Below are 13,443 nucleotides of genomic sequence, written 5' to 3'. Positions count from 1 at the left end.
TGTTCCATGTCGTCCAAGAGCAATTGGCCCGGACATACGCCGCTGCCCAAGGGCCTTGCGGCGCCGGCAAAACGCGCCCTGGCCCACGAAGGCATCGAAACTTTGGAACAGCTGGCTGAGCTTGGCGAACAGAAGGCCTCCAAGCTCCACGGCATGGGGCCGGTAGCCATTGCCCAGCTCGAGGAAGCAATGGAGGAATCCGGCATCACTTTCGGCTCGCGCTAACATCGGCCATAGTCCCCGGAAGAGCGTTATAGGCTGGGTTCCATGACTGAATATCGACGCCTTGGCCACTCCGGACTGACCGTCTCAGCTGTAGGGCTGGGTTGTAACAACCTGGGGCGCGCCAACACTCCCACGGAGTCGCAGGAAGGCACGGATGCCGTTGTCCGCGCCGCGATCGATGCCGGGGTGACGTTCTTCGACGTCGCAGATGTTTACGGCCGGGAGCCTGGCCTCAGCGAGACCATGCTTGGCAAGGCGCTGAAGGGACATCGCGACGACGTCGTCATCGGTACCAAGTTCGGCATGGATATGCACGGGGCCAATGGCAACGACTTTGGCGCGCGCGGTTCCCGGCGCTACATCCTCAAGGCGGTTGAAGCCTCACTGCGCAGGCTGGGCACGGAGTGGATCGACCTCTACCAGTTCCACACCCCGGACCCACAGACGCCCATTGAGGAAACCCTTGCAGCGTTGGATGTCCTGGTCACCAGCGGCAAGGTCCGCTACATCGGTCACTCGAACTTCGCTGGGTGGCAGATCGCCGAAGCCGAGTACGTTGGGCGGCAGTCTGGAGGGGTCCGCTTCATTTCAACCCAGAACCACTACAACCTGCTGGACCGCCGGGCCGAGCTCGAGGTCATTCCGGCAGCCAGCGCCTTCTCGCTTGGTGTGCTTCCGTATTTCCCCCTGGCCAATGGCCTGCTCACAGGCAAGTACTCCGCCGGCCATGCCCCCGAGGGTTCCCGCCTGAGCCACACACGGACCAATCTGGTGCATGATGCCGATTGGCAGCAGCTGGGCCGCTTTGGTCAGTTCGCCAAGGAGAGGGGCATCACCGAACTCCAGCTGGCATTCTCGTGGTTGGCAGCCCAACCCGGCGTCGGCAGTGTCATCGCTGGAGCGACGCGTCCGGAGCAGATTCGTGAGAACGCGGAAGCAGTGTGCTGGATCCCGAGCCAGGAGGAGCGCGAGGAACTGGACGACATCTTCCCCCGTGCTCCCAAGGTGGCACTCTTCTAGACACAAAAGCGCTCGTAAACAAGGAGGGGCAGTGGCACGGGCTTTCGCTCCGGCCACTGCCCCTACTCTGCCTACTTTCCGGTTTAGGCCGGGGCGGAGGCGACGCCGGGTGCCAGGAAACGCTTGCCATTGACGCGTTCAGAGGCGCCAACGCGGTCCAAGTAGGGAGTGATGCCGCCCAGGAACATGGGCCAGCCCGCACCCATGATGACGCAGAGGTCGATGTCCTCAGGCCCGGCAACCACGCCTTCTTCAAGCATCAGTCCGATTTCCTCGGCCAGTGCGTCCTGGGTTCGCCGCAGCACTTCCTCGCGTGTGGAGGGAGTGTTACCGAAGGACATGATGGCCAAGGTCTCAGCCGGGATGACTGGCTTTCCATCCGGACCGGGGACCCAGAGGGACTTTACGCCGTTGTCGATGAGCTTCTGCAGGTTCTGTGAAACGGGGAAACGGTCTCCGAAGGCATTATGGAGGGACTCCTGCACATGCTGTGCGACCGGCAGTCCCACCATGGCGCTCAAGGTGAAGGGAGTCATCGGCAGGCCCATGGGACGCAAAGCGGTGTCTGCCACCTCGGCGGGGGTGCCTTCGTCGAAAGCGGCGATGACTTCGCCCATGAGGCGGAGCAGGATGCGGTTCACGACGAACGCCGGCGCGTCCTTAACCAGGACGGCGGTCTTCTTCAGGCCCTTGGCGAGCTCAAAAGCAGTAGCCAGCACGGCGTCGTCAGTCTTTGGCGCCCTGACAATTTCCAGGAGCGGCATGACGGCAACAGGGTTGAAGAAATGGAAGCCCACCAGCCGCTCCGGGTGCCGTAGGTCCTCGGCCATGGCGGTTACGGACAGCGAGGAAGTGTTGGTGGCGAGGATGCACTCGGTGGAGACGATCTCTTCCACTTCGGCGAAGACTTGCTTCTTGATGTGCAGCTCTTCAAACACGGCCTCGATGACGAAATCGGCATCAGCGAAGACTGCCTTGGACACCGAACCGGTGACGAGCGCCTTGGTCCGGTTGGCGGCGTCGGCCTTGATTCGCTTCTTTGCCAGCAATTTGTCGACCTCTGCGTGGACGTACGCGACGCCCTTGTCCACCCTGGCCTGATCGATGTCGGTCATGACGACCGGCACCTTGAGCTGGCGGGCGAAAAGTAGCGCCAGCTGGCTTGCCATGAGCCCCGCGCCTACCACGCCTACCTTGGTGACCGGGCGGGCCAGCTTCCGGTCCGGTGCGCCTGCAGGCCGCTTGGAGCGCTTCTGCACGAGGTCCAGGAAAGCGTACACGGTGGAGCGGAACTCATCCGTCTGCATCAGGCCGGCAAGGGTCTCACATTCCAGCTCCGCCGATTCGCCTTGGCTCATGGTGCGGTTTGCTTCCATGATGTCCAGCACCTTGGCAGGCGCGGGCGAAGCATTGGAGGTCTTCGCCTCAACAAACGCACGGCCTGCGGAAACCGCCGCAGCCCAGCGGCTGGCGACGCCTTCGTCCGAGGGGTCGACGGCGTTCTTCCGCACTGGGGTTTCTTTGCCGGTAATGACACGGGCAGCCCACGCCAGGGACTGCTCCACGAAGTCGGCCGGCTCGAAGATGGCATCGGCGATACCGAGCTCAAACGCTTCCGGGCCGGTGAGTGTGCGGTTGTTGCTGAGCGGGTTCTCGATCATTACCTTGACGGCGTTTTCGGGTCCGATCAAGCGGGGGAGAATGTAGACGCCGCCCCAGCCCGGAACAAGGCCAATAAACGCCTCAGGGAGTGCGAGGGAACCTGCGCCGGTGGAGACGGTCCGGTAGGTGGATTGCAGGGCGATCTCGAGTCCGCCGCCGAGCGCCAGACCATTAATGAAGGCGAAGCTGGGCACCCCGAGGTTGGCCAGGGTGGAGTACACAGCGTGTCCAAGCTGGGCCATCCACAGGCCATGCTCGCGTTCCTTGAGGGTCTTCACGGCAGACAAGTCTGCGCCGGCCACCAGGAAGTATGGTTTGCCGGTCACTCCGACCCCTACGATTTCACCCTTGGCGGCACGCTCCTTGAGTCCATCCAGGACTTCGCCCAATTCCACCAGGGTGTTTGGCCCCAGCGTGGTGGGTTTGGAGTGGTCCAGTCCGTTGTCCAGGGTGATTAAGGCAAAGGTGCCTGCACCGCCTGGAAGCTGGATGTCCTGGACGTAGGAATGCGTCACGATCTCGTCGGGGAAGAGGGAGGCGAGCTTCTGGAATTCTGTGGCGCTCATGCGGCGGCTCCTTCTGTAGTGGTCTGGAGGGACGATTCGAAGTCAGCGTGGTTCGGGTTCTCCCAGATCACTGTGGCGCCCATGCCCAGGCCGATGCACATGGTGGTGATGCCATAACGGACCGAGGGGTCTTCCTGGAATTGCCGGGCCAGTTGGTTCATCAACCGAACGCCTGAGGAAGCAAGCGGATGTCCGACGGCGATCGCCCCGCCATAGCGGTTGACCCGGGGGTCGTCATCCGCGATGCCGAAGTGATCAAGGAAGCTCAGGACCTGTACCGCGAAGGCCTCGTTGATCTCGAACAATCCAATGTCCTCGATGGCGAGGCCCGCGTTTTTGAGGGCCTTTTCCGTGGCTGGCACGGGACCGATCCCCATGACTTCCGGTTCCACTCCTGCGAAGGCATAGGAGACCAAGCGCATCTTCACGGGCAGGCCCAATTCCGCCGCAGCTTCCGCCGAAGCGAGTACCGCAGCGGTGGCGCCGTCGTTCAAGCCTGCTGCGTTGCCCGCCGTGACCCGTCCATGGGCCCGGAAGGGTGTACGCAGTTCGGCAAGATCCTCCACCGTGGTTCCTGGACGGGGTGGCTCATCCGCGGTGTGCAATGCCCAACCCTGCCCTGGCTTCATAGTGGCCACCGGGACGAGGTCGTTCTGGATCTGCTGGCGGGAATATGCTTGGGCCAGTTTCGCTTGCGAAGCGGCAGCGTAGGCGTCCGTTCGGTCCTTGGTGATGGCCGGGAAGCGGTCGTGCAAATTCTCGGCCGTGTTGCCCATATTCAGCGCTGCGGGATCCACGAGCCGCTCTGACATGAAACGCGGATTGGGATCAGCGCCGGACCCCATGGGGTGGTTGCCCATGTGCTCCACGCCGCCGGCAATGACGACGTCGTACGCGCCGAAGCCGATGCCACTCGCCGTCGTCGTCACTGCTGTCATGGCTCCAGCGCACATGCGGTCGATTGCGAAGCCGGGCACCGTGCGGGGAAGGCCTGCCAGAAGGGCCGCCGTTCTGCCAATGGTGAGGCCTTGATCGCCGGTCTGGGTTGTCGCGGCGATGGCTACCTCGTCAATGCGGTCAGCAGGCAACGACGGATTGCGGCGCATCAGCTCGCGGATGCACTTTACGACGAGGTCATCAGCGCGCGTACCAGCGTAGATGCCTTTCTCGCCGGCTTTGCCGAAGGGTGTCCGCACACCATCCACGAACACGACGTCGCGGACGCTCCTCTGAGCACTGCGTGATGGACTCATGTGTTAACTCCTCGTTGAGACATGGTGCTGGATTCCGCAGAGCGGTCTCCGATTGGCATTAATGCAATGTTACTCGTGAGTAACTTAGGGTGCAAGGTAGATGGGGGTGCAAGGTGGTTAGGATGCAAGATGCTGCGGATGCCTGACGTGTCCCGGGACGCAAAAGGCCCGCCACCTCGAACCGAAGTTCGGGTGACGGGCCCAGGGGGCAAGGTAATGAATCAGTCGGAGTCCTTGGATTGCTGCGCTTCCCTCGACTTGGACTCCTTGCCGGGGAGTGGCTTTGGGTTCAAGCATGCCTCAGTCAGGATGGGCGCTGCGAAGGAGATTTGCCATTCCCGCGCACCCAGGGTGCGTAGCTCATCGGCTATCGATTCCAGTGAAACGTCCGACGGCGGCCGCCACGCCACGCGGCGGAGGTAGTCCGGGGTGAGTAGGTTCTCGATAGGTAGCTTGAGTTCGTCGGCCTTTTCCTGGAGCGCGGGGCGGGCTGTGGCAAGGCGTGCGGCAGCTGCCGGATCCCTGTCCACCCATACGCGTGGCGGCGGCGGGGCGTTGGTGACCAAGTGCAGGGGAGGCAGTTCCGTGAGCGTGCGGGCTGTGGTTATGCACCGCAGCCATCTGGGGGCTTCGCGCTGGGCTGACCTGCCATGGAAGCCTTTGGTGGCCAGGAGCTGGGGAACGGTGGTGGGAAGCGCCTTGGCTGCTGCGACGAGGGCGGAATCGGGGATGAGCCGTCCGGGAGCGACGTCACGCTTGCGGGCCAGTTGATCCCGCTCCTCCCACAGTTCCCGAACGGCGGCCAGCTGGCGGCGGTCACGGATCTGGTGGAGTCCGGATGTCTTCCGCCATGGATCCACCCTTGGGGGTGCGATACCGGCAGCCAGGATTCCCTCGAATTCCTGCTCTGCGAATCCGAGCTTGCCGTCGGCCTGAAGAAGTTCGATGAGCTCCTCGCGCAGTTCAGCCAGGACTTCGACGTCTAGGGCAGCGTAGCGCAGCCAAGGCTCCGGCAGCGGCCGTGTTGACCAGTCTGCGGCGGAATGTTCTTTGGCGAGACCGAACCCAAGCAGCTGTTCGATGACGGCAGCGAGCCCGACGCGAGGGAGTCCGGCCAGCCGGGCCGCAAGTTCGGTATCGAAGAGTTTGTCCGGCCACATGCCCAGCTCGGAAAGGCAGGGAAGGTCCTGGGTGGCAGCGTGCAGGATCCATTCGACACCGCGCAGCGCATCATTGACGATGTTCAGGTTGTCAAACGGTTCGGGGTCAATCAACCAGGTGCCGGCTCCTTCGCGCCGGATTTGTACGAGGAAGGCGCGCTGGCCGTAGCGGAATCCGGAAGCGCGTTCGGCGTCGACGCCGGCCGGCCCGGTTCCGGCCGCAATAGCCGCGGCACATCGCTCCAGGCCTGCCAAGGTATCGATGACCAGGGGCACGCCTTCGCGCGGGGTATCGAGATCGATGACTTCAGGGATGTGGCTGTCGAAGCCTTCAACTTTGATGTGGGTGGTGGGATCAGCAACCGGATCGCCGGTTGTGGTTTTATCCAGGTTTTCAGGGGTCATGGTGGCTTAAGCTTACCGATTCCTGCTGCGGCAGGTCCTTGCGGACGAATTCAGGGCTATCAATTGAGCCTCCTGTTGGGTAGTCCGGTGACGCCTGGGGGCAAGGGTGGCAGTCCGGCGAACGTGCAAACCATGTCAGACCAGGCTTCCAGGTGCGCTTGCACATTTGCCGTGGCAGGTGTCCAGGAGGCACGCAGCTCTATATCTATTGTGTCGGGGCGATCGGACAGGGTGCCGAAGCTCTCCGAAAGAATCCTTGTTGCAGTACCTCCCGCAGCGCGGTACTGGGCAGCATGGTTTTCAAGGGCTTCCACAAGCCAGGTCCAGGCGACGGAACCCAGCATGGCGTCATTTCCCATCTCGGCGTCCATCTGGGCGCGGATGTAGGTGACAATCCTGAATTCGCCCTCCCATACTGCCGATCCATCGGGGTCGTACAGCAGGATGAAACGGCCGGTAGCCAGCTCGTCGTCCTCTTCATCCGGAGGGCTGGCGTTCTGCTTTTCGGCGAAGGCTTTGGCTGCAGGGCCGTGGACCGGAATTTGGCGGGTGGCTGCCGTCGGGCTGAAGACTTCCGCTCCAAGGGCCACAGCGTATGGTGCCAGACGGGCGGGCGCAGGGATTTCGTCCAACCGCAGTTCGCTGCGGCATTGTGCTTTTCGTAGCGATCCCAAGGCGGAAAGAAATTCCGAGGGAACCTGGGCGAGGGCGTTCACCATCGCAGATTATGCGTCCGGGGCAGCGAATCCCTGCAGGCTCGCCGCCCCGGACAATTCCTTGTTCACTTGTTAGCCGGCCGCCAAATCGGTGGCCAGCTCCCGCTTAATGGCGGCGACGAAGGCGTCGATATCTTCCTCCGTGGTATCGAAGGAGCACATCCATCTGACTTCACCACGGGCAGCGTCCCAATCGTAAAAGGCGAAGGATGAGCGCAGGCGGTCGGCGACTCCGCCGGGCAGAATCGCGAAGACGCCGTTCGACTGTGTGGCCTGGGTGGGCTCCACGCCGTCGATACCCTCGATGGCCGAGCGCAGGCGTGCTGCCATCGCGTTGGCGCGGGCAGCTGACCGTAGCCACAGTCCGTCCTCCAGCAAGGCGATGAATTGCGCCGAGATGAAGCGCATCTTCGAAGCCAGCTGCATGTTCATTTTGCGAAGGAATTTCAGGCCGTCGGCGGCTTCAGGGTTGAGGGCAACCACGACTTCACCAAAAAGCAGTCCATTCTTGGTGCCGCCGAACGACAGGATGTCCACACCGGCGTCGCGCGTGAACTTACGCAGGGGAACGCCAAGGTGTGCTGCCGCGTTTGCCAGCCGCGCTCCATCCATGTGCAACTTCATGCCCTTGGCATGGGCGTGATCGGCGATGGCCCGTACTTCTTCAGGGGTGTAGCACGTGCCCAACTCGGTGGTCTGGGTAATGGAGACAACCAGGGGCTGAGCGCGGTGCTCATCCCCCCAGCCCCAGGCTTCGCGGTCGATCAACGCAGGCGTGAGCTTTCCGTCTTCGGTGGGTATCTGCAGCAGCTTGATACCGCCAACCCGCTCGGGCGCACCATTCTCGTCCATGTTGATGTGCGCCGTGGATGCGCAAATGACGGCACCCCAGCGGGGGAGGAGCGATTGCAGGGACAGGACGTTGGCGCCTGTGCCGTTGAAGACCGGGAAGGTTTCGATGCCGCTGCCGAACTGCTGTTCCAGGACCTCCTGGAGCCGGGCGGTGTAAACGTCCTCACCATAGGAGACCTGGTGGCCTCCGTTGGCTGAAGCCAGAGCAGCGAGGACCTCGGGGTGGACTCCGGAATAATTGTCCGAAGCAAAGCCTCGAACCGAGGGGTCGTGGAGTTGGCCGTGGCCGGTTGTGGCGGTGGCGCTGTGGAGCGCCTCTGTTGTGCTCGTCACTGGTTCATTCACGCTTTCAAGTCTATTTGGCCAGCAGGATGCGCTGGCCGTTGAGGGTGTCCGCCGGTTCGCTAAAGAGTTCGACGACGGAGGCAGCCAGTTCTTCGACGTCCGTGTAGCCGGGGAAGCGCCGCTCCGGGTGAGCGCGCCGCATAGCGGCATCGACGAGGGATTTGACCACGAAAATCACCGCGGCGCTGTGTTGAGGCGCCGGGGCTTGCTTGTTTCCTGACTGATCCTGCCGGAAACCGTCGGCTACCGCGAGGGTCCAGGCTTCCGCCGCGGCCTTGGCAGCTGCATAGCTGGCCGTTGCGGCGGTCGGTGCAGACACGACGGTGGATGAGACCATGGCAAAGCGGCCATGGGGTGACTCTTCCAACTGGCGATAGAAAACGCGCGAGACGTTGCGCAGGGTGGTAATCGCGCCCTCTTCAAGGGATTCCCAGTCGTCGTCGGACTGGTCCTCGATGCCGGTCGCGCTGCGCCAGCCGCCCACCAGATGGACGACGCCGTCTATTCGCTCGACGCCGAGCTGATGAATCGTCTCTGCAAGTTCGCGAACAGAATCAAGGCTGGCGAGATCGCAAACCAGCGGGGTTACGCCATCACCGGCCTCCAAGGATGCGGCCTTGATGCGGACATCGTCTGAACCGATGGTGAAAACCCTGTGACCGGCGGCCGCCAAAGCGCGCGCCGCAGCTACACCGGACGCGCTGCTGCCGCCGGTCACCAGGACTGTCAGTGGGCTCATCAGGCCGCCGTCGCGCCAGTGATGCCGGTAGTGGATTCGATAACAGGGCGCATTTTCTTCTCCAATGCTTCGTAGAACATGGACAGCGGGAACTCATCGTCCAGGACCTGGTCGGTAAGGCCGCGGGGGGCACCGTTCAAAGGCAGGGCTTCAGGGCCCTTGGCCCAGATCGACGCCGGGTGTGGAGTCACTGTACCGGAAATGAGTTCATAGGCCGCAAGCCAGTGGGAGGCCTTCGGGCGGTCGATGGAACGCCAGTACAGCTCTTCGATCCTGGCACCGAGCTCCACAACTACGTCTGCTGCTTCATCCCAGTCGATGCTGAGCTTGCTGTCCGTCCAGTGCAGCACGTGGTGTTGGTGCATCCACGCGAACAGGAGCTGGCCACCAAGGCCGTCGTAATTGCGGACGCGGCTGCCGGTGATGGCGAACCGGAAGATCCGGTCAAAAATCACCGCGTACTGCACCAGCTTGGCATGCCTGCGGGCATCAGGATCGGCGTTCTCGTCCTTTTCGATGAGTACTGACTCCCGGAAGGCCGTCAGGTCGCAGCGGAGCTCTTCCAGGGAGTAGAGGAAGAACGGCATGCGCTGCTTGATCATGAACGGATCAAAGGGAAGGTCGCCTCGCATGTGCGTGCGGTCGTGGATCAAGTCCCACATGACGAAAGTGCGCTGGGTGAGTTCCTGGTCTTCAAGGAGCTCCGCGGCGTCCGCAGGGAGCACAAGTGATGTGGTGGCAGCCGCAGCTTTGAGTACGCGGCGGAAGCGGGCCGCTTCGCGGTCTGCAAAGATGGCGCCCCACGTGAACGTCGGTGTCTCGCGGACAGCCACTGTCTCCGGGAAGAGGACTGCCGAATTGGTGTCGTAGCCCGGGGTGAAATCAACAAAACGAATGGGAACGAAGAGCTTGTTGGAGTACTCGCCGGCTTCCAGTCCGCCAATGAACTCCGGCCAAATGACCTCGATCAAGACAGCTTCAAACAAGCGGTTGGTGCTGCCGTTCTGGGTGTACATCGGGAAGACCACCAGATGCTGGAGGCCATCGACACGCTGCTCCTGCGGCTGGAACGCCTGGAGGGAGTCCAGGAAATCCGGAGCTCCAAACCCGCCCTGGACCCAGCGGCTGAAGTCTTCCACCAACAGTTCAAGGTATCGGGCGTCGTGCGGGAAGTGAGGGGCCAACGTGATGATGGCATCCGAAATCGTTGCTACCAGTTGTGCGGCTTCTGCGTGGACGGCCGGATCCGCAATGGAACCGTCCTGCTCCTGGAACGCCTGAAGTCTGGTGGCAGCGGCCTTGAGCGCAGTCCACTCCATGTTGTCGGCAGCGACACGCGGGAGGGCGGCGGTGGCAGTGATGGTCATTGATGCTCGTCCTTTCAGAAGTCGTTCATATTTCTGATGTGAGCGTAGCAACCGAAAAGCTTAGCTAATCCAAAAATGGGCTGAGCATAAGCAAGACTGTTGCAAAGGGTTGTTTCAAAGTGCTCGAGATGCAGCAGCTGTGCGTTCCGGGGCGCGCGGCATGCCCGCCCGCCCCGGAAGGGCCTACTTCTTGTCGGACTCAGCTGGCTCCATGGACTCAACTGGCTCTTTCGATTCCACAAGCCGCAGCGAGATCGAATTAATGCAGAACCGCTGATCCGTGGGAGTGCCGTACCCCTCGCCTTCAAACACGTGACCCAAATGCGAGTCGCAGTTCGCGCACCGGACTTCCACCCGGTCCATCCCCATGGTGCGGTCATGCAGGTAACGCACCGTGCCCTCCGCCAACGGCGCCCAGAAAGACGGCCAACCGCAATGGGAATCAAACTTTTCGTGGCTGGTGAACAACTGACTGCCACAAGCGCGGCACTGATAAACGCCCTCTGTATGAGTGTCCCAGTACTCGCCGGTGTAAGGCCGCTCAGTACCGGCCTGGCGCAGCACTTGGTACTCATCAGGGGTTAGCTCATCACGCCACTGGGCGTCGGACTTCTCCATGGGCACGCCCGTGGTCTTGCTGGTGTTCTCAGGAGTGTTCATGTCTTATGCAACGCTCACGAGTCGCCGATAAATCCCGAACCCGCATACAAGTGAAGAACCGGAAGCCCCAACTGGTCCTGCGCCTTATTGGCCCAATCCGTGTGGAAAGTATCCGCGATTGCGTGCGGACGCGTTACCACCACAGCTTGCGCGGCGTCCAGGGCCCGGACCTTCGATACCAAGCCGGCCACGGCACCGCCGTCGACAATCTCGCCTGTGACACCGCCGCCCAAACCTTCCAGCGCTGCCAAAGAAGTCGTCAGGGTTTCCGACGCCTCCGCCCTCTCAGCATCCGGAGTGGGGGACTGGCCGCCAAGTTCCCGGAACGCTTTGGCAATATCGAGCATGGAAAGGTTCTCCAGGAAATCGACCAGGAGATGTCGCTCTGTATTGGCCGGGACCAGGACAACCAAAGGTGCGTCGCCGCCGTCGACCAATTTGGCGATATTGACGCGGTCGTCGGGACCAAGGGGCTCTTCTGTCAGGATGACGATGGGATCGCTCATGGCTACAGCGTAGTCCCGCCGAACAAGACGACGCAGATTTTCGGCACTCAATTCCTGCCAGCCCATTCCCCGCAACCAATCCGCCGCGCGCCCTCCACCTGCATGGACCACGGCTACTGAACGGCGACAATGGAGCCATGGCATTGAATACCCGGTCAGCAAGCAACGCTGCAGAGAAGAAAATGTCCCTGAGCACCAAATGGGCCATCGCGGGAATCCTCACCGGAGGGACACTCGCAGGACTCGTCGGTGCAGGATCCTCCGCGCTCGCAGTGTATTTTGCCCGCCGCGTCATTACGCCCGCTGCCCGTCATGAGGACCAGGAGGTTCTCGCCCTCATCCGCAGCGACAAGGGACTGCAGGTCATCCTTGCGGCCACCCCTGACACCACCATCGACGGCGTGTTCAGCCTCTTCTTCGAGGGCGGCAAAGGCCATGCCAGGATTGGCAGGATCGTGTCCTACTCACCAGCTGAACAAACGGTGCTGCGCGAGGTCGAAGAGGTTTACAGCGGCAATCTGGCTGAAGCCCGCCGGGGATGGTGGAGCGGGGCAACGTACCCGGATCCTGCGGCCATCGGCCTCGCCGCCGAGGAGGTGGAGATCGACCTCGACGTCGGAAAGGCACCAGCATGGCTTGTCCGGGCCGATGCCGCTACCCACGCACCCATCTGGGCCATCATGGTTCATGGCCGCGGTGCCACCAGGCTTGAAGGCCTCAGGGCTGTTCGGACCGCCCGGGAGTTGGGACTGGATAGCCTGCTGATTTCGTACCGCAATGATGGACTTGCGCCCTCGGCGATCGATGGGCGGTACGGCCTGGGCTCCACGGAGTGGCGGGACGTGGAAGCTGCGATCGAATATGCGATGGCAAACGGTGCCCGGGAAGTTGTGCTGTTCGGCTGGTCCATGGGCGGAGCGATCAGCCTCCAGACAGCAGATCTCTCCAAGCACAGGCACCTGATCCGGGCCTTGGTGCTGGACGCGCCAGTCATCAATTGGGTCAACGTGATGGCCCACCACGCAGAGATGAACAGGATCCCCTACAACGTGGGCCGTTATGGACAGTTGATGCTCGGACATCCACTGGGCCGCAGGCTCACCGGATTATCCGCTCCCGTGGATTTCAAAGCGATGGACTGGGAAGCACGAGCCGTTGAGCTACGAACCCCAACCCTGCTGATCCACAGTGTTGACGACGACTACGTCCCGTTTGAGCCTTCTGCGAGCCTTGCGGAGAAGAACCCGGACATGGTGACGTTCGAACCATTCCATGGAGCGCGGCACACGAAGGAGTGGAACGTTGACCCGGAGAAATGGGAACGGCTGGTTCGCTCATGGCTGCAGCGTCAGTTGGCTCCCCGGAACAATCCCGGGCAGTCGGAGGCTGCTGGTCTGTCAGAACGTGCCGGGCAGTCGGAGGGTAACGCGCAGGCTGGGTGACATTAGCCCTGGGTGATGTTAGCCCTTGGCGCCGATGGGCGCCGTCACTGCTTTGGTCAGCCGGACCAGGTCCCCTGGGGCAAGCTCGATGTCGAGACCGCGTCGCCCACCGGACACCAGGATGGTGTCAAAGGACAAAGCCGACTCGTCCAGGACAGTGGGGGAGGGTTGGCGCTGGCCTAAGGGAGAGATTCCGCCCAAGACATAGCCTGTCCTGCGCTCGGCCGCCTTGGGGTCGGCCATGGCTGCCTTCTTCGAACCCAGGGCTGCCGCCACGGACTTGAGGTCCAGGTTTCCGGAAACGGGGACGATGCCCACGGCGAGTTTGCCTTCGACTTCCACCATCAATGTCTTGAAAACCCGCTTGGGATCGATGCCAAGGACTTCGGCAGCTTCCAGCCCGTAGCTTGAGGCCGACGGATCGTGGGAGTACGGGTGCAGCACGAAGGGAACGCCGGCCGCAGCGAGTGCTGCAGTGGCCGGCGTTCCCTGTGATGCCATCTTCTTGGCCATTCCTTCTGGTGC

Annotated in this window: 13 protein-coding genes; 3 read left to right on the top strand and 10 right to left on the bottom strand. The window is 62.2% G+C overall.

The genetic code is table 11. From position 1 onward, the window contains the following. Window positions 1–6: 6 nt before the first annotated feature. Complete coding sequence (locus tag AB4Z15_RS12405; protein WP_442017518.1) at window positions 7–225, top strand: hypothetical protein; 219 nt, start codon at window positions 7–9, stop codon at window positions 223–225. A gap of 42 nt (window positions 226–267) precedes the next feature. Beyond that, complete coding sequence (locus AB4Z15_RS12400) at window positions 268–1,245, top strand: aldo/keto reductase (RefSeq protein ID WP_442017517.1); 978 nt, start codon at window positions 268–270, stop codon at window positions 1,243–1,245. Window positions 1,246–1,328: 83 nt separating this feature from the next. Here AB4Z15_RS12400 and AB4Z15_RS12395 read toward each other — a convergent pair whose 3' ends face one another. From AB4Z15_RS12395 to AB4Z15_RS12355, 9 genes are all read right to left on the bottom strand, one after another. Beyond that, entirely contained in the window at window positions 1,329–3,473 is a 2,145-nt protein-coding gene (locus AB4Z15_RS12395; protein WP_442017516.1) for a 3-hydroxyacyl-CoA dehydrogenase NAD-binding domain-containing protein, read from the bottom strand. Continuing rightward, the gene (locus AB4Z15_RS12390; protein ID WP_442017515.1) at window positions 3,470–4,726 is read right to left on the bottom strand and encodes a thiolase family protein; all 1,257 of its coding nucleotides are present in this window, start codon (window positions 4,724–4,726) and stop codon (window positions 3,470–3,472) included. The genes AB4Z15_RS12395 and AB4Z15_RS12390 overlap by 4 nt, the downstream gene beginning before the upstream one ends. A 221-nt stretch (window positions 4,727–4,947) precedes the next feature. After that, a complete protein-coding gene (locus tag AB4Z15_RS12385; protein WP_442017514.1) occupies window positions 4,948–6,291 on the bottom strand; it encodes an HRDC domain-containing protein in 1,344 nt (447 codons plus the stop codon). Window positions 6,292–6,350: 59 nt separating this feature from the next. Beyond that, window positions 6,351–7,010: a DUF3000 domain-containing protein gene (locus tag AB4Z15_RS12380; RefSeq protein WP_442017513.1), complete on the bottom strand. Its 660-nt coding sequence runs from the start codon at window positions 7,008–7,010 to the stop codon at window positions 6,351–6,353. 69 nt (window positions 7,011–7,079) lie between these two features. Then, a complete protein-coding gene (locus AB4Z15_RS12375; RefSeq protein ID WP_442017623.1) occupies window positions 7,080–8,192 on the bottom strand; it encodes a threonine aldolase family protein in 1,113 nt (370 codons plus the stop codon). Between the two features lie 22 nt (window positions 8,193–8,214). Continuing rightward, a complete protein-coding gene (locus AB4Z15_RS12370) occupies window positions 8,215–8,943 on the bottom strand; it encodes an SDR family NAD(P)-dependent oxidoreductase (RefSeq protein ID WP_442017512.1) in 729 nt (242 codons plus the stop codon). After that, a complete protein-coding gene (locus AB4Z15_RS12365) occupies window positions 8,943–10,310 on the bottom strand; it encodes a DUF6421 family protein (protein WP_442017511.1) in 1,368 nt (455 codons plus the stop codon). The genes AB4Z15_RS12370 and AB4Z15_RS12365 overlap by 1 nt, the downstream gene beginning before the upstream one ends. Window positions 10,311–10,493: 183 nt before the next feature. Next, entirely contained in the window at window positions 10,494–10,970 is a 477-nt protein-coding gene (msrB, locus tag AB4Z15_RS12360; RefSeq protein ID WP_442017510.1) for a peptide-methionine (R)-S-oxide reductase MsrB, read from the bottom strand. Between the two features lie 14 nt (window positions 10,971–10,984). Beyond that, on the bottom strand, window positions 10,985–11,476 hold the full coding sequence (locus tag AB4Z15_RS12355; RefSeq protein WP_442017509.1) for a hypothetical protein: 492 nt from the start codon (window positions 11,474–11,476) through the stop codon (window positions 10,985–10,987). Between the two features lie 137 nt (window positions 11,477–11,613). On the opposite strand from AB4Z15_RS12355, the gene AB4Z15_RS12350 reads away from it, so the two are divergent. Further along, window positions 11,614–12,918 (top strand): alpha/beta hydrolase family protein, encoded by a 1,305-nt coding sequence (locus AB4Z15_RS12350; RefSeq protein WP_442017508.1) that lies wholly within the window; start codon window positions 11,614–11,616, stop codon window positions 12,916–12,918. Between the two features lie 18 nt (window positions 12,919–12,936). Here AB4Z15_RS12350 and ybaK read toward each other — a convergent pair whose 3' ends face one another. Next, entirely contained in the window at window positions 12,937–13,431 is a 495-nt protein-coding gene (ybaK, locus tag AB4Z15_RS12345; protein WP_442006525.1) for a Cys-tRNA(Pro) deacylase, read from the bottom strand. Window positions 13,432–13,443 lie beyond the last annotated feature (12 nt).

It is taken from the genome of Paenarthrobacter sp. 2TAF44, assembly GCF_052114885.1.
GTDB lineage: Bacteria > Actinomycetota > Actinomycetes > Actinomycetales > Micrococcaceae > Arthrobacter.
The sequence above is the reverse complement of the archived record's forward strand: the minus strand, read 5'-3'. Positions and strand labels throughout refer to the sequence as shown.